Genomic DNA, 20,160 nt, shown 5'->3' with positions numbered 1-20,160 from the left:
ATCGAACTCTACAACTGGTATTCCCGATACGCCCACGGCGATGCTGCGGTGGTCCCCGTTGGCCTCGTGCTTTCCCTACTTGTCGTCCTCATCCTTCTGTTCACGGGGTGGAAGGGCTGGGAAATGGTCTATAGGCATCACGTGGGAGTGGCAGACAGTCCCGAAGGTCGGCGCTGACGCCTCCAACATTGAACGCACGTTCGAGCCGCATCGCCCGATGACCACAATTACTAACGATGTAGTTCCGCCATGGAACCTTTGTGCCGGACCGTGAGGGTCCCTAACGGACGTTAGCCGTTAGAAATCGCAGGAAGCCCGTCGCCTTTGCCCACTAGCTGCGGCGGCTTATTCTTAGCCGACACAAATTGTTAATGCGTGGCCTAGGGCCAAAGGCGCACAGTTTCTCTCTTCCTCGCGGCAATCCGGGGTAAGGGCCTGGCCTGCCTGCCCTGGTTCCCCGACTTCCCGCAGGCAGGGTATCGTGTGCCTGCCAGTTCAACCTTGCCGGCCGGCTTTCCGGCAAAGCCGAAATCATGACGGCGCGCACCAAAACTGACGAAGATCAAAGTCGACCCCAATGCACCCAGTGCGCCTTATTTTTGCATGCCGGCGCGTTGCTCCCCATGTTATTAACCCAATGATGACCAACGGCGTCCAAGGCCCTAACAAGAGGCTAGCCCTGTTCAGCTGCCAGGCGCTGAAATATGCATTGTCGCATCAGGAGACACCCGGAGATTTGTCGTGACTTATCCGCGTTCGAAAGAGCTCGCAGGTTTCATCCAGAGCCTGCAGGAGCCGCGCACACCTCATATTTCCCTAAGCTCCTTTCGCAGGCGCTGGGCGTGAAGGTGGCCGACCTGGCGAGGATGACAGGCGTTCACCCCAATACCCTCCGTCATCCATCATCGGAGAAACTCCAGCTTCGGATGCGCGACATGGCGACAGTTATTTCGGCTGCAACGGAATATGCCGGCAGCATAGATAAAGCGGTACTTGGCACCGCAACGAACCTATCGCTGCCATCGACATTGCACCGCGGCAGAGCTTGTCGCCGACGGCCAGATCGAAACCGTTCTTGCCTCTGCGGGATCTTCAGAACGGAGCGCGCGGGTGAGGCTCGACCACCTTGGGATGGACAGGATCTTACATGGCTTTCGGGAAACCAAGAAAGCCGCGCCGATTTCCCGCAAACGAACTCTGGGAAGATTACTGATCGCTGCTTTAGCGCCTTAAGTAGAGAGCTGAAGCCCGTATATTTTGCAAACTCGAATGTTTTTTATATTGATGAAACGAAATGATCACAGTATACCTTCCGATTTGTGTTGCATAGCTTGGACAAGTCTGCCATCTTGAGGATTCGCGGCTTGCTCTCGGTTATGCTTTCCTATTGGAATATCGACCTTTGTTTATGAAATCCAGCATCGATCATCTGCCTCCGCCGAAACAGCGTGAGCTGACAAGGACGGTGGAGGTGCTTCTTGAGGAATTCGACGACGCGCTAAAGGGCGCAACGGCCGATTTCAAGAAGCGCGGGCGCATTTTGAAGATCATCCTCTTCGGGTCCTATGCCCGCGGCGGCTGGGTTGACGAGCCGCATACCAAGAAGGGCTACCGTTCCGATTTCGATCTCCTGGTGATGGTCAATAACCGCAAGCTGACAGATTTCGCTGGCTACTGGCAGGCAGCAGCCGACCGACTGATGCGCGAGATAGACACTCCGGTAAGCTTCATCGTGCACTCACGGCGAGAGGTGAACACCGCGCTGCGCGAGGGGCAGTATTTCTTCGTGGATATCCGTCGCGAGGGGATCGTTCTCTATGAGCTTGATGACGAGCCGCTGACAAACCCGATACCTGTCAAACCGACCGACGCCCTTCGGGTGGCTACCGAATATCTGGAGGACCGTTTACCTCACGCAAGGAAGTTCACGAAGGGTGCTACTTTCTATCGGAGCGAAAAAGACTACAAGGAGAGCGCATTCCTGCTTCACCAATCAATCGAGCAAGCCTATGGAGCATTGTTGTTGGTGCTGACGAACTACAGCCCTGCGTCTCACAACATAAAATTCCTACGGAGTCTCGCCGAGGATCAAGCGCAAGAACTTGCCGAGGCATGGCCGCGCGATCAACAGCGCTTTGTGGCTTGGTTCAACATTCTCAATGAGGCTTACGTGAAAGCGCGCTATTCGCGACACTTCGAGATCACCGAGGAAGCCCTTCAGTGGCTTGCAGAGCGGGTCTCCGACCTGATTGATCGCATTGAAACAATCTGCCGAGAGCGACTTGAGGAATTAAAAGCCGAGGCGAGCATCGCAGCTCAACGAACTGGCTGAGGGTTGGGCATTAGTTCCAGTCTGCCCTTTATGCGACTTCTTGAGCACAAAAGGCGAACATTAGATTAGCGCCTATATGGTTCAGTCACCACGCCGACTCCCGGGGCGTTCAGTGATCAGCTAGCGTCAGGGACACAGTTGCGCCTCCCTAAGCAGGTTCACTCGGCATGTAAGACCTTAGTGAAATGGGCATGTATCAGGAGGAGGGAGACCGGCTGAGATTTCAACCTGTGCGGCGCAGATAGAGCAAATACTATATATGAATTGTATCTCCTTCGAATCCTTCATATTGAGCCAAACGCCTGGTCCTTTAATTAATGTTGCCTTTCCTTTTTTGATAACGCATGCAGGAGATAGGTATATTTCTGTTCTGTCTGGATCGACGGAAAACTGAGTTACAACTCCCTCATAAGAAAGAGACCCACCTGAGAGGAATACGCGGGCGTATCGATTGGTATCCTTGTCAACAACATGCGGCTGGCCGTCGACGAATTTTGAATTGTACGCATTTTTCAGCAAGAAAGAAATAAGGTCCGACTGACTTGCCTTTAAAATCTCGTCTTTACCGAATATCTCTCTAAGTTTTACCGAAAAATAGTCGGTGGAATTCGCAATTCCGAATAACAACCCTAGCAATAGTGAGCATATGAAAATTGAGGTTATCAAATATTTCGAATATATTAGGTTTTGCAGTTCGAACCTCGTCCCGGAAGCGATACCGTAGATGTGAGTTATCCCGAGGGGAATTAACGCACTTAGAGATGTCAACGCGACGTATATAATTGGCAAATGCGAATCAGGTATTTCAGGAATATTGCTAACGAAGCTTGCGACAAATAGAGCTACAAACCCAGGCAAGACAAATACGAGCCATCTATTTTCGCCAAATATATTCATGGCTCAGTTACAATTCTTACTGCATTGCCCGTTTTTGCAGCATTGCGTTCCCGCAGCGCAGGCATTAGCGGTACAAGTATTAGGCGATATTGTCCCCTTTTCAAAATAGCTATACTTTCCGTCGTCGCCCTTCTTCCATTCGTAGATGACGTAGTCGGGGCGGGTGATGTCGCCTATCGCGTTGTAGCTGATCTCACCAATTGCGGTTTTCCACGGACCTTCGGACTTGATGATCTCGGCAACTTTCTGCGCGTCGTCGGCCGAGCCAACCTTGGCGATAGCCTGCGAGATGATCTGGATCGCGGCATAGGAGTAGAGCGTGTAGGCTTCCGGCTCGAAGCCGGCGGCGCGGAACTTCTCCACGACTTCCTTGGCGTCCGGGTTCTTACGCGGATCCGGAGCGAAGGTATTGAGCGTGCCGGCAACCGCGTCACCAGCGATCGAAGCCAGTTCGTTGGAGACAATGCCGTCGCCCGAGAACAGCGGCGCCTTCAGGCCCTGGTCGGCCGACTGACGGATGATCAGGCCGGCTTCCGTGTGCAGGCCGCCCCAGTAGATCAGGTTGACATTGTTTTCCTTCATCTTGGCGATGAGGGCCGAGAAGTCCTTGTCGCCGACATTGACGCCTTCATACATCACTTCCCTGATGCCGTTGGCGTTGAGGTTCTTCTTGGTCTCGTCGGCAAGGCCCTGCCCGTAAGGCGTCTTGTCGTGGATGATGGCGATCTTGGCATCCTTGAAATTTAGGGCGATGTAGTCGCCCGCTATGATACCCTGCTGGTCGTCGCGGCCGCAGGTGCGGAAGGTGTTCCACATGCCGCGCTCGGTGAACTTCGGATTGGTTGCGGCAGGCGTGATCTCGAGGATGCCGTTCTCCTGATAGACTTCCGACGCTGGGATGGAGACTCCCGAATTGAAGTGGCCGTCGACGAACTTGACGCCGTCGGCGACGAACTTGTTGGCGACCGAGATGCCCTGCTTGGGATCGGAGACGTCGTCGCCGATCTCGAGCTTGAGCTGCTGGCCAAGGATGCCGCCCGCCGCGTTGATGTCGGCGACAGCCTGTTCCGCGCCCTTCTGCAACTGTGCGCCGAAGGCGGCGTTCGGACCGGTGATCGGACCGGCGACGCCGATCAGGATGTCGGCCCACGCGCTGCCGCTGAACGCGACGAACGCGGTCAGCGCAACGGCGGACAAGAGTGATTTTTTGGTATTCATCACAAATCTCCTCACCGCAAATTTTGTTCATGATCTCGCACGCTGATCACGACCTCCACAGGAACGAGAATTCGCCGCTATCTTCTGGCCGTGCGTGGTCCGTCAGGCGTGAGAATGACAGTTTCATTTGTTCCAGGCGGCGTGAAATAGGCGGCCGCTAACGTAACGGCGGCGGTCACCAATGTGGTGATAGCCCCGGACACCGTGTCCGGGAGGGCATGGTTTAGCTCTATGCCGTAGACAAGTAATGTCGAGATCGCCGCGCCGACAGCGGAGCCACCCGTCGCCGCAACTGCCTTGTTGGTGGGCATCCGCGATGGCACTGGCGAACTGGCGCCTACTTGGGCCGGGAAAGCTCCAGGTTCGGTCGGAATACCTCCCGGCTTTGGTGGGGGCGGGGGCGGCGACTTCGGTGACGGTTTGGGCGAGTTAGCCATGGAATTTCCTCTCGTTTGATACCTGCAACTCAGTGTCTCGTTTGTTTCCAGATGTCGGGCGCCGGATTTGTTTTGGATGGGGGGCCGATCGTGAAGGAGATAGACTGAACGTCATTTCTCGTGGAGGCCGCGTTGGCAGAGCCGGAGAGGAAGACAATGTCGAAGTCCACGCCTCCCTTCGTAGTTTTCGTGACACCGAAATCCGCACCATACTGGACGTTGTCTACCTGACCCAAAGGGGAGTACGGAGAGTTGACTTGCAGACCGGAGATAATGCCGGCAAGCCAGTCAGAAAATCCGAATTTCAGCTGTGTTGCGGCGTCAACCTGATTACAGACATCGGCGTTGGTGGCATAAAGATAGTACCTGAACGGCAAGGTGGTCGTGAGCGTACCAGTCTCCGCTGCCGAGGCGGAAAAGTTGGGCAAAATACTTGCTGTTCCACCTGAGTAGGCAAAAACGAAGGGTCCACCGGTCGCTGCCTTCCCCTTCAAACTGAAGTCTTTCGACCGATTGTAGACAATTTTGAGGGTCAAAGTACCAGCCGCAACCTGGCCTTCCAGCACCTTCACCTTATCCGGATTCCGTTCTTTCATCAGAGCGGTTGCGAAGGCGCATTTCAAAGCGCCCAAAATAAGCGGAACTTGGACAAGACTCTCCGCGGTGGTCGGTGGCTTTGTTGCGCAACCGGCCAAGAGGACCGCAAGTGCCAGGTTGACCAGCCGCCTCATAATGCCCTTCCCAAAACAGTCACTCCCCGGCAAAGCCGGGCTCCTGGCGAACCCGATCTCACCGGCCGCTTACGGGCTCGGGTTTCCGCGTTCGTGGCTTGGCTTTCTTCGTCGTTGCGGTTTTTGTGGATCTTATGGAAGAAGCCTTGGCCTCCAGCGCCGGCGCTGGTGACAGTAGGTTCATTCCAAGCGCGGTTGCGAATTTTCGCGCAATCATCCTGAACCCCGTCGGGTCTGGATGCAGTTCATTCGCCCAATGGGTGTCGTTGAGCGTCCCTTGCGTCGGCACGACATGAAATTTGTTCGAGGGATCGGCCGCCAATCCATCAAGCATGGCTTTGAACTGGGCCAGAGCGTCATGTACAATCACTTTGCCCCGTCCAACCGTCCAATTGCAGAAATCCAATGACGGCTTCAGCCACGGCCCGTATCCGCACGGCGCCGGCACTCCGTTTGGGGTCGGGAAATCATAGCAATGAGCGTAGATCGGCACGCCTGGCGCATGCCGGTCCCGCAATGAAAACAGCGCAAGATAGCTCGATCTGACGATAGCCAGGATGCCAGCGTATCGCTGAGCATTCAGGCCGCTTGCTGCCCCATCGTTGTAATCCAGGAAAATACAAAAGTTGTTGCCGGCAACGTCGTTGCCGCCTGCCGACAAGATGATGGCATCCGGCTTTCCGCTGGGCCATTTCGATTTGTCCATCAGCAGTTGCAGGATACGCTCCTGTTTTGGCAAGCTCATCTCGTCGGTGGACGCGTCGCCGCGATGCGCCGTCGAATAGATGATGGGTGATGGGCTGCAGATCGCCTGCAACTGAACCTTGATATCGGAAGGACCGGACAGCGGATTGTTGCCCTCGATAGGGTAGTCGAACCACGAGTCCCCGATGGCAAGAAGGTGTTTCTGCTCTAGATGAAAGTCCGCCTGAAGCGCCGTTGCCGCTTCTTTTGCGGCCCGATACCGTATCGACTGCTTCTGCTGGCCATCGTTCCATGCCGCGAGGTCGCGCTCAATCTGCGCTTGGAGCTGAGCGTGAAGGTCCAGTTCGACGGCCATCAAATTCTCCCCTAATCGTCAATCCGGATCTGCAGACGGAAGCTATTTGCCGCAAAAAGAGCCGGCCCAGGACAGATATCCATCACCCCTTAGCTAGCGGTTCGCCCTGCTCATCGAACTTCGGCACCAAATCATCCGTGTCTTCGTCCAAGGTCACGACCGTGTCGAAATCGATTTCAGTCGAGTCATCGGAAACGAAGCCGGAGAGCGGCGACGTAGCTGAATAGCGTAGAAAGTAGTCGACCGGCGTCTTGTGCCCCTTGCCTGAAGCAAATCGAGGGTGCGGCGAGAAACTCTCCTGATTGTCCGCGATCAGCATCTGATCAGCGTCCACTCGCTTGACGACCAGGAATATGTGATCTGCTCCAGCTGTTGTCTTGTCATCATCCCGGCAGACCCCGACGTCACCCGGCTGCTGGTTTCCGACCTCGACCTTTTGCCACCCGTGTTGCCTGAGATACTGGGCTAGTGCACCTGCGCCATACACGATCTTGGCGAGTGGATAGCCTGCACTCTGCAGAAACAGGCTCAAAGTGCAGGCGCAGGCATTGTGCAAAGTCGGCTTTCCGTAAATCCGCACCATGGCCTGGCGGGCCTTTTCGCGGATCACCTGACACGAACCGGCATCCGATCCGAGATTGATTAGTTTCTCGACAAGGTCGCCGATTGTCGCGCTTTTGATCGCGCGTGGCGATAAGGCGCTGCCACTTTGCGTCCCGACAATCCATCCCTCATGAACCTTGATGGCTCCCGCGAGCTTGTTGAGCTCAGCACTCGAAAGCGTGCCCACGATCTTCGAGGAAGGAACGCCAACAGCGGCCGTAACGGCGGCGATATAGGTTTCGGTATCATTGTTGTCGGCTGGCGGCGCGTAGCGATAGAAGGCGTCGCGAATCGAAAGGTTCTTGTAGGAATTGCTGGTGAATAGAGCCACGACTGCGGCCGAGCCGGTTTCCTCTTCGGGAAAGATCCCAAATTTGCCATCATCGCCAATAGACCCATGGACTTCGGAAAACGATCCGCGGGCGATGTTGCCTGGGTTGTTGTTGCGCCAGGAGCGACTGCCGTCCTTCTTAGTAAGTTCAGCACCGGATTGATCGCGGTAAGCTACCTGTCGCTTTCCCGAGACCCATGCAACTACAAACGCCATAAGATCCTCCTGATATAGGCGTATGATAGCAACATAACTTAGTCTTTAGATCCCCGACTCCGCTTGTTACGACGCAGACGCTGCGGGGGAAGCTACGCTATCGCAATTTTCCCAAGCCTTTTTGTCTTGCTCGCCATGGGCACGATGGACCTTTATATATGGTCCATAGTCAGCCCAAGTCTGCCTTAAAGCGTCTCCTCGCATCTCGCCAATAATGTCAAGCGAAAAGAGATTCATCTTTCCGCCTAGACACACGTAGTCATACAGATTCAGGAGTCGGTATACCTGCGTCTGCACTGCGGAATTACCGTCACCGTCTATGTACTTTGGATCAAATCGTTGTAGGCCTTTGACCCCGTTAAGAGCATCTAGGCGTATCTTTTCTGCAACGATTGCCGATATTTTCGTGTCTAGGTCGTTCATAACATCCAATGTCCTATTTCTCTTCGCGTCGACGTAGAGAACTATTGGAATAGCGAGCGCAGCAATTGCAGTAACAATGGCTGCGCCGGCGCTGCAGAAACCAAGCGCACGATCAATTTTTTGCACTCATCCGCTCCTATTTGACGATTTTTCTACACTGGCTAGGCCACGGGAGCGTTGACAGCTCCGATCGCCGATTTGAATACTCGGAGAAGGTCTTCGCCTTTGGGTGCTCCGAGCCCGGTGCATGCATTCCAACCGTCGCCAGCGGAGTAGCCTACGCCGTTGTCCTTATTGTCGCCTTTGGTGATCTGGCTGAATGCCTGCGAGGCGCCGTAAAGGTACGGTTGAATGAAGCCAAGAGGGCGACCACACGCTTCGTTGATCAGGGCGATCAATCCGGCCCATAGTGGCGCGACGGCGCTCGTCCCCCCGATCGTGGCCCCGCCCCCGGCGACAACAATTCGATAGCCGCTCCGCGGGTCGGCGTCACCCGCGACGTCCGGCACTCCCCTCCCTTTTCCCTGACGAGGGTTGACCGAGGGCGGGAAATGGACGTTCGCCTGGTACCCCGGGGCGTCGAACCGGTCGCTAATTCCGCCGCCAGTGCCAGATCCGCCGTGGTTCCAAACCGCCTCACCCGTAATTTTCCCGTTGGCGGTATCGATTAGGGTGCCTCCACAACCAACGGCATAAGGTGATGACGCTGGGAAATCGACGTGCGCGTGGCCATCGCCAACGCCATCTGTAGCGAGGTTGTCGCCGGCAGCAGCAAACACGGTTACTCCGCGCGTTGCGGCATCTTTCAATGCAGAGTTCATCGCCGCCAAGCCCTGCCCGGTCCATTGCGATTCCGGCGAGCCCCAGCTGATGGAAATAACCGACGGTCTGTTCTGGGCGTCGTTTACGGCACGGGTTATCGCGTCGACGAAGCCCTGGATGGTATTTGGTGCGAAATAGACGGCGATTTTGGCGCCCGGTGCGACCCCGCCAGCAACTTGAATGTCGAGTGCGACTTCTCCATCCGCGTTCGGATCTGGACCAGGATTATTGGCTCCGCCCGACACCGAAATAGCGGTCACCGTGGGAGTTGGTAGCCCCATAGTCTCGAAGGCCAGCCGATTGTCGCTGTCGCGATAACCTCCGCCAAGTTCAATTAGCGCGATGCATTGTCCGGCGCCAAGCCCTTTGGTTGGGGGGAACGTGTAAAAACGTCCTACTTCGTTTGGCAAATGACCAGCCACCACATGAGGATTGGCCACACGGGTGAGCTTTTGTTTGGCGATAGGTCGGGTGTCTAGACCAAGGACAGCTTCAATGCTGCCGACGACGTCGGCAGGTGCCGAAAGGCTGCCAGATCGCGCTCTGAATGCGTTCTTGCCATCGTTGTAATAGTGCAGTCTTGTTCTGAAGGCAGCTTCGAGCTTATCGGCTGGGCCGGCAAGCTTTATCAGCCGCCGAGCGGGATCCTGCAGCACTACCGACAAGCCGGCTTCGCTGGCAAATTTGCGAACCTTGTCGAACGCTGCGCTATCCTGCGCTGCGGTGGACTCAGTGGTGGGAGGCGGCACGGCCCCAGGTTTCATCTTCAGGAGGGGGTCGCCACCCTCGTCCTTGACATACACGCTTACTTCGATTTGCTCGCGCGGATTGGTTGCGTGGACGGAGGCTATTGGTGCCGTTCCGACGGGCGGCTCCCGGTTGCTGCCAGGAATTTCAACATATTGGGCCGGCATCTCGATGTTCCTCCCTGGTTTGTTTATCTCAGACCATATTTTTCAAGCGGATCGCTTGTCATTTCAGCGGGCAACCTCAGCCAAGTGTCTATTGACCTTGACGAACGGGAGTTGCATGCCCCGCCGAACCAACAGCGAACGATCTAATCCAAGTATTTTGCGGACACTTGCTAGTGCCGCCTCATTCACTTCGATATACGCGACGATGTACCATTCGCCGTTTTCTTCCCTGGCCATGCCTAGCGGCTCGGCGTGCCACTTCAGCGCGCCGTGGTGAGGCATGAAATAAGTCTCTTGGACGCCGCCGACTGCGCTCAGGCCTTCGTCGAGGGCGTATTCCATGACCGCGCAGCAGAGCTGCGTCAGCGTGCCCCGCAGCCCGGTCGAACGCTTGTCGGGTACGACGAAGGTGCGGGTCCATTCGGCCCAGTCAGGGCGCCTTGGCACGCCCGATTTTTCGCACATATGAGGAAAGACCTCCGAGACCATGTGCGGCTCGCTCGTTGGAATCAATCGAGCCGAGGTCACGACACGACCCTCTTCGATACCGAGCAGATAGGTCGCTGCGTCCGTATCGAACTGGTCTAGCTCACGACCGTCCGGGCTCGGAGGGCGCCAATGTTTTTGATGCACGAAGAAGTCGTGCCGGCGGCGCAGAAACTCGTCGAATTCGTTTTCGTAGAGATGCTTGTTATGCGCATTGACGACATGTGCCGCAATCATCGCGCGATCCCCCGATCGTTCTTGGGGGAATAGTTGCAGCCGCTCTAATGTACGTCACCTGTCCGATCGGACAGTTGACGGGATTACGGGTGGATCAGACGCCTGCGCACCGCCTCAACGACGGCCTGCGTGGTCGTCGCAACACCGAAAGCCTCGCGTGCCCTTGTGGCGTGCCATTTGACGGTGCGCTCGGTTAGGCCGAGGATCTGCGAGGTTTCCGACGAGGTCTTGCCGGCCGCGGCCCACAGCAGCACTTCCTTTTCCCGTTCAGTCAGCGGCCCTTCGCCGTCTTCGGCGTCATTGGAAAAGGACTGGATCGTCATGCCGGCGTAGACCGCCATGGTGACCAGTTGCACCTGCTGGCGCGCAGACAGCTTGCAGGTCTTTTGCGACGAGGCGAACGACAGCACTGATTGCCAGTGATGGACACTCAGCATCGGCACGGCGAAGCCGCTCCAGATGCCGAACTCCGTCGCTTCGCCGGCGACGCGCCGCGAAGCGTCCGTCCCGGACCATTTGGCGGGAACCTCAGACCAAAGGAACGGTTTCAACGTCTTCGCCGAATAGATGCAGACGCCATCCACGGCAGCGTGCTCGGCTTCGACATAGCGCTCGAACCAGCCTTTAGGCCAACCGTTCAATTCTACCATCGGCGCGAGTTTCTGCCCGCCCAACGGCACACCACTCAATATAAGATGCTCGAATCCAAGCTTTGTTACTGTCCCGAGCAGGTCGCTCAAAAGCGGCCCTGTAGCCGTGTGCTTCCGACACCGCTCGACAAAGTCGAATACGTCTGAATCTATCATGCCAGAGCCCCGTCTCCGCACGAACAATCTATAGCTTATTTTAGAAAACTCGCATACGCAAAAGCCCGTGATATTAAGTCGTCTACCAGGCCTCGGCCGCCTGTAAATGCTCGCCTGATACGATGGCTGGCGCTGCTAATCTTAGGGGTACCCGATGACGCGTAGGAAACGCTTGGCTGGCGCCAACGAGAAGCGACAAGGATCGGCTCGCCCTGAGGCGGAGAAAACCGGCACGAAGCCAGCGCCGGCTTTGGCAGAAGCAAACAGCCCGGCAAAATCGTCGGTTGCGGACGGCCAGAAACGTAGCCTCATCGAAAACCCGTGGATCGCTCTCCTCCTGCTGCCGATCTTCACCACGCTGTTCGGTGTCCTGGCAGCCCTTTATCTCGATAACTGGCGCGCTTCGCGCGAACAGAAGGACCGTGTCGTCGGTCTTCTGCAGATCGCTGGTCAGGAATGCGAAGCGATCAACAAAACGCTGGCCGGGGTGCAGATCGATCAGCAGCCCGTTTTCGTCCCTTCCCTCGGGATCGCCCTACTGAACATCCAGCAGGATGCCGAGAGCCTCAAAGTCATTCCGGCGGATGATTTTCGCGATCTCGTTCAGCAACTGGTCGGCATCCAGTCAACGTTAAGCGATTATGGTCGACTAGCAAACGACGATAGGCTCCTAGCAATACAGACCCCACGCGGCCTTCCGCCCCCAATACTGCCGATGCCCGATGGCCCGTCGCGAATTGGAGCCACAGGAAGTTCGAGCACGCTTCTGCCGAATGCGTTTCACCTTATCTGGTTATGGCCGGTGGCGCAGCTGTTAGCTGCGCAAGAAGTCCTTCTCTGTCCCCTATCCAGATCAGCTCACCGCTTGTCATAAACACCAACGCTCCGGCGATCGCGCCGGTGACCGACATGTATTCGTCGAGTTGCACAGCGTAGTCAGATTTGACCTTCGGCGACGGATTCACGTCTGACTTCCAGTCGAGAACGCCGAGCACCCTGCCCTCGCGCACGATCAGGGCATCCACGCGGCCAGCCAAGAGGATCCCACCGTCGGCGTTCCAAACTGGAACTTCGGCTTCGAGAAACGGCAGCAGGGTGGCTACGTCCTCGATCGCAAACGTGTCGCGGATCAGAGTGGCGGCTTGCGCGGGGTCCGGAAACTCAATCTCTTGGCCCAGAAATTGCGAGCGCAGCTGCATCAGCAGCTCACCGGCGCGAACGGTCAGCGCCCCGAGGGTAACCGTCAGCTCGTCGGTGATCACCTCCTCTGCCAGCTTGTGGAGCAGCGTTCCACGTAGCGGGCCGGCGCCGATCGGTGGTGGCGCCGGATCGGTCAGCTCGCTCGATGGCGGCAGATCGATGACCGCCGGAGCGCGATCGGCGTCATGAAGGCTTGGCTGACGCCACCGAAGCTTGGGCGCGCTCGCGGCGACGATCGCGGCCTCCTCCGCAAACTTTTCGGCAGTCTGCAGATTCGCCTCTGCCGGACGATCTTCGACGACCTCGTCCGGCAATAGATCGAGGTTGACCTCAGGCAATTCGAGCTTGTCGAGCCGCACGGCGCGGTACCAGGACGCGGCCCGCGATGTCGGCAGGTTGGGAACGATCAGAAGATCCCGTGCCCGAGTGCAGACGACGTACCACATCCGCTGACGCTCAAGAGCCTGCTGGCGCGCCTCCTCCTTGCGGGCCGCATCGAGCGAAGCTGGTGCCACGCCGCCCACCACCCAATGTAGCGTGTTGTCACCGGGCTGGTGAACGAAATTCGAGGGCTGACGGAAATTGGTCGCCGTGCCGATCGGGATCACAATCGGCCACTCTAACCCCTTCGAATTGTGCATCGTAACGATCTGCACGGCTTCTTCGACGCTGTCGCTTCGCCCTTCCTGCACGGTGGCGCCGCGCTCCCATTGCTGCTGCAACTCCTCGACGAGGCTCGACAGGCCGAAGACCGAGTAGCGGCGCGCCATCTCAATCAGCGCATCGAGATTGATGATCGCGCGGGCATTCCGGCTGACGTGGCGGGCCGCAAGGATCGGCCGTATCAAAAGCGCTTCGATCGCCTCGGACAGCAGTTGCGCTGGCGGGACGGCGAACGAACGCCGTCGCAGCTGCTGCAGAGTTTCGATCGCCGACTTCGCATAATCATTGCTGAGGCCGCTGACATCGGTAAGCAAACTCAGATCGGGCGGGCGGCCATCCTTCCACTCGCCCAGCTCATAGACGATATCGAGCAGCTCAGCATCGCTCAGGCCAATGATCGGCCCGTGCAGCAATGCGCCGAATGCCAGCTTGTCGGTCGCATCGGACAGCGCCCGCAGCAGCATCAGCACATCGAGCGTTTCGGGCCGCCGCATCAGGGCTTTGCCGGCTTGTGAGGCGACCGGGATACGGCGCCGCTCCAGTTCCTGCTCGTAGAGCCAGAGTTCGGTATGGCTCGCCGCCATCAGCGCGATGTCGCCGGCCCGTGCAGGCCGCAGGCTGCCATCCTTCTGGCGCACCGGCAGCCGGCCGATCAGCTGGTCACATATTTCCCCGACAGCAAGCGCCTCGAGCCGCCGGACCTCGCCAGGCCCCTCGTCATCGGTTCCGATCGACAGCCGGACTACATGCGGCATGACTGCCGGCTGGTGCTTGATGGTTGGATGGAGAGCAACATAGGCTGGCTGGCTGCCGCCGTCGAACACCTCTGCGAAGTTCAGATTGACGAAGTCGATAATCGAGCTGCGAGACCGGAAGTTCGCGGTGATTGCCACCAGCGCCCCGTTGGGCTGGCCGATGATGAGGTCGCGGGCTGCGCGGTAGGCAGCGATATCGGCATTCCGGAAGCGATAGATGCTCTGCTTAGGATCGCCGACAAAGAACAGGGCTCCGGGCCGAAGCCGGGCCTGCCGCCAGTTGCTGACTGGCCCGTCGGCGGCGATGGCGAACAAAATCTCGATCTGGAGGATGTCGCTGTCCTGGCATTCGTCGACGAGGATGATCGGAAACCGCGTCGCGACATTGTCCCGGACCTGCTTGTTGCCGATCACCAGGTCGCGGGCATGCTCGAGCAGATCGTCGAAATCCATGACGGCAGCGCGCCGCTTCATCTCATCATAAGCATCGAGCGCCGCCTGCATCGATCCGGAGAGCTGCCAGATCATGCGGCTGCCGGTATGGGCGAGGAGTGCCAGCAGTTTTTCGCCGACCGCGCAATAGAGCGTCAGCACCTCTCCATGCAGCCGGACACCCTCTTCTTCCCCTCGGGCCTTCTTGAATGGCCCGAGACGCTGGAAAGCCTCGAATTCGAAACTCTTCCATTTCATGGCGCCAATCCGCGGCGGCCGGCTTAGCCGCCACAGCGAGTCGAAATCCACCTCGCCGGCAAACGCACCATCGCAATAGCTTCGCAGCTGGTCGAAACCGGCGACGTAGTCATTGGTCTTTTTGTCGAACGGATGATCTGCAACCCAGCGCGCATAAGCATCGATCGCGTCCACCAGCTCGATATCGGGCCGCGCCGAAAAATCCGGACGCGGTGGCTGTGCCCGGCGGTGCTGCCGGCGGATCTTGGCCAAGTCCCGTAACTGTCGCTCGACCTCGAGGGGGTCGTCCTCGGTCAGAACAACTACCGCCCGATCGAACGTCTTGCCACTCGAGAGCGCGTCAGTGAACCAATCTGAAAAAGCCTGATCGAACATGGCGTCCGCCGCCATTTCGTCGGCGACCTTGATGCCGGGGTCGAGTTTGGCCTCGACCGAATTGTCGACGATAATCTGCTGGCAGAACGAGTGGATCGTAGTCACTGTCAGCTCGTCGAGGTGGTCAACTGCAGCTTCGAGCGCTTTCTCCTGCTCGGCGCTCAGACCATTCGGCAAGGCGGCTTTGAGCTCACGCGGTACGTTGCCCGACAGCAGCTCTTCGACTACGGAGTGGATGCGCTTGCCCAACTCCGAAGCCGAGGCCTCAGTGAAACTGATGGCGGCTATGGTGCCGGGGTGATGCCCCCTGGCCAATAGCATCGCCACCCGGCACGACATCAGCGTCGTCTTGCCGGTGCCCGCCGCGGCCTCGACCACGAGATTGGTCGAAAAATCGGTGACACAGCGAGTGCGTGCATCCTGGTCCGGGACGACTACGGACATGAGCGCCAATCCTCGAGAGGTGCATTGGCGACGGCGAGCGCCGCACCTTTGTCGGCTAGGTAGCCCTCAAGGTCAGCAGGCCTTGCCAGGCGATAGGTTGAGTACTTGTAGAAAGCGTCGGGGCCCGCAATGGCGAACCCGCTCTTAAGGGCAGTGGTCGCGGCGATCACGAAGGCGGACAAATCCGCTATAGCCTTGTCGAGGCGCTCGCTCTCAAGCGGCCTCGTCATGATCGGGGTGCCCAAATACAGTAATCGGGCAACGACACGGCCGGGCCGAGCAAGCGTCCGGATGGCGATTGCATAGAGCACCCTTTGTAGCTCCCGGCCCCCGTCCATCACCAAGTCGTCGGGAGATCGCTCAGGCTTGGACGTCTTGTAGTCAGTGATCCGTGCCACACTTCCCGACTTCGCCAGGTCAAGTCGGTCGATGCGGCCGATTAGCCGGACGCCGGTGCCGTCAAGGACGACGTCGAGCTCCTCGGGCCACGGCGCGCCGGCAGGGTTCGGGGCGCCGCCGAAGTTGAGCTCGACCCAGGTGTCGAGGGAATGAGGCAGGTCCTCGTCGAACTTAAGCGCATGAAGAGTGAGATCGACGGCCTTGCCGATCGTGCTGGCCCAAAGCGTCGCAGGCGGCACCGCTCGCTCGAGCGGCCACGATGCTTGGATGGCGGCAGCCGCGTCCCTGACAACCTGTTCGCGCTCGCCGATCGAGGTCTTCTGGACCCCGCCCAGCCGGTCAAGGTTGCGCACGCTTGCGGCGATGAGTTCGTGCACCAGCTCGCCGAAGCTCGCCGCGGTCAAGACTAGCGGCCGGTGGGCGAACTCTCTCGGCCGCCAATCGAGCCCACGATGCCACATAAAAGCTTGGGGATCGCGGAGAAGCAGTCGAAGTGCGGTCGAGGAAAGCGGCTGGTCGAGGGCCCGCAGGATGATCGGATGGTTCGGAGGGACCAACCCATCGAACGGGTTCAGTTCACCACTCAGCGCCGCCCGCCAGCAGGCGCGGCTCCGCGATACCCTGGGGTCGGTCAGGGCGTCGGTCGGGCGCGAAAGCAGCCGGTCGCTCGCCGAGAAGCAATGTATCGGCACGCGCAGACGCGCCAGTTCGACCTCGTCTGCCTTGGGCCATAGCGGACTGGCGGCCTGCAGCCCACCGCGCACCGAACGGCGGCTGCGCGACAAGGCCAGGTGCCGGGCATGGCCCGTGATGATTTCGAAGTTGGTGCGATCGACCTCGGTGACTGACCGCGGCTGCAGCTCGCGCCGCGGCACCACATCATGCGGCACCAAGGGATCGTCCCCGCCAGTGCGCGGCCAGGACCTTACCGACAACCCGATCAGCCGGGCAACTGGACGAGGGCTAGCAGCGAGTTGATCGGCCGAACACCAGACGACCGAATTGGCAGCGTCGTTCTCGTCGGCGACCCGCAGATGCTGCAGCGACATGGCCAGCGCCTCGGCCGGCGACGCCCGCAGCGCGTCCTTCCAGATCTCCTTTGCCTCGGCACCAAGCAGCAGCTCGCCCAGTTCGAGCGCTTCTCCAATCCCCTTGTCTAGACGGCGCAGGATCGGCAACAGGATACGCTCGGCCAGGTCGCCGTCGGCGCGGCGCTCCCGGGTTCCGGACAGCGTCGTTTCCCACTGCACCAAATTGTTCAGCGACGCGGCGGGTCGAATGCCCCGCGACCAGTCGGCCGGCAGGAGTTTCAAGGCTCCGGCTTTTGGTAGCCCGAGCAGCAACCGGCGGACACGATCCTGGCTTAGGCCGCGCAAAAGGATGTCAGCCAGCGCCGCGCACGTCTGGCCGGCGGCAGTCGACAGCGCCGGAATGCCGCCGGCGAAGTGGATCGGTAGCGAGGCTACCCGGCGAAGCACCAGCATGTGCTCGTCGTAGTCGTCGAGCGACGTGCTGGCGATGGCGATGTCGGAAGCTGAGATCGTGCCGGTGCTCATGAGCTCCCGAGCCCAGCGCAGCGCTTCGATTACCTCGCTGCGGTGATCGGCCACCGCCTCCACCCGGCGGCATTCCGGAGGGGCCAGGGGATGCTCGATCAGATGCCCGGCAAACCATTTGCGGTCGACCTTTCCCGATGTCCGCCACTCGACATGCGGTACCAGGGCATTGATCAGCGGACGCCAGAGCGGCTCGATATCAACAATTCCGTCAAGCACGATCGCGCCGAGCAGCATCGGCGCCTTGCCGACACGCGCGACTGCCCGGTCACGCAGGTCGGGGGGAAGCAGCCAAGCCGCGGGAAGTAGGCGACGAATTTGGGCCTCGATACGCTTGAGGTCGGTCATCTGCTCGCCGCGTCCGGCGAGGAAGTTGAGGTCCAGATCGGAATTCCAGATCTTGCGCAATGCCTCCATTACCGCTCGCGGCATGCCGGGCAAGCTGGCAATGTCGTTGAACTTGCTGAAGCCTCTTTCGGCGAGCGCGGCCCTGATCAGGGGAAACAGCACTTCGGACGGCGCCATTTCGACAAAGCCGCCGCATAGCCGGGCGGCTAGCTGAGGCAGCATCAGGATTTCGAGGCCGATGGCGCTGGCGCGCGCCGCCGCGGCACGCTGCATCCGATAGGCCAGAAGGCCTGAAACGATCACGGTCTGGCGCTGCATCGGGTTCGGTGTTGGCTTCGCTGCCGTCTCTGACGTTTGATGCAGCAATCGAACATGCGCAGCGGCGGAATCCAAGCCGTCAAAACCCTCCAGGCGCCGGAAAAGCATCCTCAACAGAAACTGGAAATAAAGCTATATTACGTACGATGTCTAAATAGACCAGTCAACGCTGTTGAATTTTTCATAAAGATTTGCAGCATACCTGGCATCAACCTGATGCGCGAATGCAATCAGCCCTTCGATGTGACGTCTCATTCCAATCGTGGAATCAAAGCCTCTCTTCACTCGATGGGAGGCAGGGCCGACTTTTGTACTCAGTAATGCGAAAAGATGCGTCTCAATGTTGTTTTTGAACGCACGAGTGAGGCGGGGTCGGTCACTATCGACTAGCACTCCCAACAATATTTTCCTAGCGCCCGGAGGAATTATCGTTGTCTTTTGTCTATGATTTCTCAAGCCAAAGTCCGTTAACTGGCTCTCGACAAGCTTCACCAGATGCATGGCGGCCGCACGTGAAGAATGATCTCTGCGTGAAAATGCCATATCGTCTGCATAACGGCTATAGGTCCACCCCGCCTCAAGCGCGAGAAGTTCAACACGTTCATCGAACTCGCGCATTACCAGATTGGCTAACATCGGGCTCGACGGGGCTCCTTGTGGAAGGTGCCCTTCTCTCGACGGCCCGTATGGCAGCGCCCGATCCGAAAGCCTCACGCGCAGCGGATAAGGACCGTGTGCATGTTCCGGCACTCGCGTGCAGACCCGGGCCAATTGAAAAGACAAGAGAGACCCGTAGCCGAGGGATCGAAACACCTGAAACACTTGTCGCTCTGATATCGATTCAAAAAAGTGGCGAACGTCCATCTTGACCAGCCACTTTGCCTCTAAGTGCCTCTTTGCAGCGCCGACCAAGTCGCGACCCGGAAAAAATGCAAAACTAGCACGATGCGGCTCGACCAAATTGAGCACATTTTGAGCAAGCCAGCGTTGAACGCGCATCAATCCCGGACGCGGCACGCAGATAGTTCGATAGCGTCGAGGCGGCGCAGCAGCCGCGCCATTCGGTAGTCCTCGCTTCTTCACGCGGAATACCCTGTATCCGTCTTCCTTCCGAAAAGCAGCGCTCTGTAAAATGTCGACTGGTACCCCGGCCAAATGAGCCAAGTGATTTATGGTGAGTACCACAGGCAGATCGGCATAACTGCGCTTTATAGCGGTGGCTGCATCTATACTCGCGGCGATGACTTCTTCATCGCGTCCGACAGCCCGCGCGCCCTCACGAAAACGCTGAGAACTCCAAGGGTGCTTCATCTACTTGAGCCCAGCCCTGGTGGGCGCTGCTTCGTCCTTCGAAACGAGCCCCTCGAGGAGGTTCCCGTCAGGGAACGAGGGAGGAAGCAGCGTGGACCTGCTTTCGGAAGCTCTGACAGCGACGACCGGAAACCCGGCCGCCCAAGACAACAGGTTCGTACCTGTCATCATGGCCGCCCCGAAGGGCGGCGGGTGCTAGACAAGCCCCTAGGAGTTCTCAACGCCAATGGATAATACGGTTCGGTCGAAGTTGGAATATCAGGTCTCTTGTTTTCGGCGCGACGACCTGCCGCCAATAGTGCCTGTCCTTGATCGGTAAGGCGACCGGACTGAGTAACGAAGCCTCTTTTCAATGCGCGTTGAAGTGTGTCCACTACGTCTGGAACAGCTAATCCTGTTCGCTCTGCTAAGGCGGTCTCTGTGCCCGCTCGCCAATGCCCTCGCAGCAAGCTGAGAATCAGAACGAGCGACGCGTCGGCGGCCGGCAAATCTGCTGCCAACTTGACACCGGGGTCGTGTCCCATCAGGTGGTGTAGCTGAGGGTTATGAAGCCGCTCGCGAGCGCGCCGTTAGCAGCGCTGTAGCGAG

Annotated in this window: 13 protein-coding genes and 1 pseudogene; 3 read left to right on the top strand and 11 right to left on the bottom strand. The window is 58.4% G+C overall.

Going from position 1 to position 20,160, the window contains the following annotated elements; translation table 11 throughout:
• Together P9272_RS34350 and P9272_RS34345 are read left to right on the top strand one after the other, a co-directional pair.
• Window positions 1-177: DUF2231 domain-containing protein (locus P9272_RS34350; protein ID WP_278164555.1), on the top strand; the 177-nt coding region annotated here is incomplete at its 5' end.
• Between the two features lie 1,231 nt (window positions 178-1,408).
• Window positions 1,409-2,332 carry a nucleotidyltransferase and HEPN domain-containing protein gene (locus P9272_RS34345; RefSeq protein WP_278164553.1) on the top strand — a complete coding sequence of 308 codons (924 nt, stop codon included), beginning with the start codon at window positions 1,409-1,411 and terminating at the stop codon, window positions 2,330-2,332.
• 993 nt (window positions 2,333-3,325) lie between these two features.
• On the opposite strand, the pseudogene P9272_RS34340 reads toward P9272_RS34345, so the two are convergent.
• The 8 genes and pseudogenes from P9272_RS34340 to P9272_RS34305 form a co-directional block, all read right to left on the bottom strand.
• Window positions 3,326-4,447, bottom strand: a pseudogene (locus P9272_RS34340) (branched-chain amino acid ABC transporter substrate-binding protein); the annotation flags it as partial.
• Window positions 4,448-4,913: 466 nt separating this feature from the next.
• Window positions 4,914-5,615, bottom strand: coding sequence for a hypothetical protein (locus tag P9272_RS34335; RefSeq protein ID WP_278164551.1), 702 nt, complete (start codon window positions 5,613-5,615; stop codon window positions 4,914-4,916).
• 58 nt (window positions 5,616-5,673) lie between these two features.
• Complete coding sequence (locus P9272_RS34330; protein WP_278164550.1) at window positions 5,674-6,675, bottom strand: SGNH/GDSL hydrolase family protein; 1,002 nt, start codon at window positions 6,673-6,675, stop codon at window positions 5,674-5,676.
• Window positions 6,676-6,757: 82 nt separating this feature from the next.
• Entirely contained in the window at window positions 6,758-7,825 is a 1,068-nt protein-coding gene (locus P9272_RS34325) for a hypothetical protein (protein WP_278164548.1), read from the bottom strand.
• Window positions 7,826-7,891: 66 nt separating this feature from the next.
• Window positions 7,892-8,374 (bottom strand): hypothetical protein, encoded by a 483-nt coding sequence (locus P9272_RS34320; RefSeq protein ID WP_278164546.1) that lies wholly within the window; start codon window positions 8,372-8,374, stop codon window positions 7,892-7,894.
• Window positions 8,375-8,409: 35 nt separating this feature from the next.
• On the bottom strand, window positions 8,410-9,984 hold the full coding sequence (locus P9272_RS34315) for a S53 family peptidase (protein WP_278164544.1): 1,575 nt from the start codon (window positions 9,982-9,984) through the stop codon (window positions 8,410-8,412).
• A 63-nt stretch (window positions 9,985-10,047) separates the two neighbouring features.
• A complete protein-coding gene (locus P9272_RS34310; RefSeq protein WP_278164542.1) occupies window positions 10,048-10,707 on the bottom strand; it encodes an acyl-homoserine-lactone synthase in 660 nt (219 codons plus the stop codon).
• Window positions 10,708-10,790: 83 nt separating this feature from the next.
• Window positions 10,791-11,513 carry a LuxR family transcriptional regulator gene (locus tag P9272_RS34305; RefSeq protein WP_278164540.1) on the bottom strand — a complete coding sequence of 241 codons (723 nt, stop codon included), beginning with the start codon at window positions 11,511-11,513 and terminating at the stop codon, window positions 10,791-10,793.
• 172 nt (window positions 11,514-11,685) lie between these two features.
• On the opposite strand from P9272_RS34305, the gene P9272_RS34300 reads away from it, so the two are divergent.
• A complete protein-coding gene (locus P9272_RS34300; protein ID WP_278164539.1) occupies window positions 11,686-12,387 on the top strand; it encodes a hypothetical protein in 702 nt (233 codons plus the stop codon).
• On the opposite strand, the gene P9272_RS34295 is transcribed toward P9272_RS34300, so the two are convergent.
• The 3 genes from P9272_RS34295 to P9272_RS34285 all read right to left on the bottom strand — a co-directional run bounded on the left by P9272_RS34295 (window position 12,299) and on the right by P9272_RS34285 (window position 19,572).
• Entirely contained in the window at window positions 12,299-15,640 is a 3,342-nt protein-coding gene (locus P9272_RS34295) for a UvrD-helicase domain-containing protein (protein ID WP_278164537.1), read from the bottom strand. The two genes, P9272_RS34300 and P9272_RS34295, sit on opposite strands and share 89 nt — an antisense overlap.
• Window positions 15,631-18,012, bottom strand: a complete 2,382-nt coding sequence (locus tag P9272_RS34290; protein ID WP_278164536.1) for a PD-(D/E)XK nuclease family protein — start codon at window positions 18,010-18,012, stop codon at window positions 15,631-15,633. The genes P9272_RS34295 and P9272_RS34290 overlap by 10 nt, the downstream gene beginning before the upstream one ends.
• A gap of 399 nt (window positions 18,013-18,411) precedes the next feature.
• Complete coding sequence (locus tag P9272_RS34285) at window positions 18,412-19,572, bottom strand: reverse transcriptase family protein (RefSeq protein WP_278164534.1); 1,161 nt, start codon at window positions 19,570-19,572, stop codon at window positions 18,412-18,414.
• Between the last annotated feature and the right edge of the window lie 588 nt (window positions 19,573-20,160).

This window comes from Mesorhizobium sp. WSM4976 (assembly GCF_029625685.1).
Classification (GTDB): Bacteria; Pseudomonadota; Alphaproteobacteria; order Rhizobiales; family Rhizobiaceae; genus Mesorhizobium.
This window is presented reverse-complemented; position numbering and strand designations above follow the sequence as displayed.

Bases quoted from the DNA above. Each gene is read 5' to 3' on its own strand.
- P9272_RS34345 (WP_278164553.1), top strand. From the start codon at position 1,409: ATGAAATCCAGCATCGATCATCTGCCTCCGCCGAAACAGCGTGAGCTG.
- P9272_RS34335 (WP_278164551.1), bottom strand. From the start codon at position 5,615: ATGAGGCGGCTGGTCAACCTGGCACTTGCGGTCCTCTTGGCCGGTTGC.
- P9272_RS34330 (WP_278164550.1), bottom strand. From the start codon at position 6,675: ATGGCCGTCGAACTGGACCTTCACGCTCAGCTCCAAGCGCAGATTGAG.
- P9272_RS34325 (WP_278164548.1), bottom strand. From the start codon at position 7,825: ATGGCGTTTGTAGTTGCATGGGTCTCGGGAAAGCGACAGGTAGCTTAC.
- P9272_RS34315 (WP_278164544.1), bottom strand. From the start codon at position 9,984: ATGCCGGCCCAATATGTTGAAATTCCTGGCAGCAACCGGGAGCCGCCC.
- P9272_RS34310 (WP_278164542.1), bottom strand. From the start codon at position 10,707: ATGATTGCGGCACATGTCGTCAATGCGCATAACAAGCATCTCTACGAA.
- P9272_RS34305 (WP_278164540.1), bottom strand. From the start codon at position 11,513: ATGATAGATTCAGACGTATTCGACTTTGTCGAGCGGTGTCGGAAGCAC.
- P9272_RS34295 (WP_278164537.1), bottom strand. From the start codon at position 15,640: ATGTCCGTAGTCGTCCCGGACCAGGATGCACGCACTCGCTGTGTCACC.
- P9272_RS34290 (WP_278164536.1), bottom strand. From the start codon at position 18,012: ATGGAGGCATTGCGCAAGATCTGGAATTCCGATCTGGACCTCAACTTC.
- P9272_RS34285 (WP_278164534.1), bottom strand. From the start codon at position 19,572: ATGAAGCACCCTTGGAGTTCTCAGCGTTTTCGTGAGGGCGCGCGGGCT.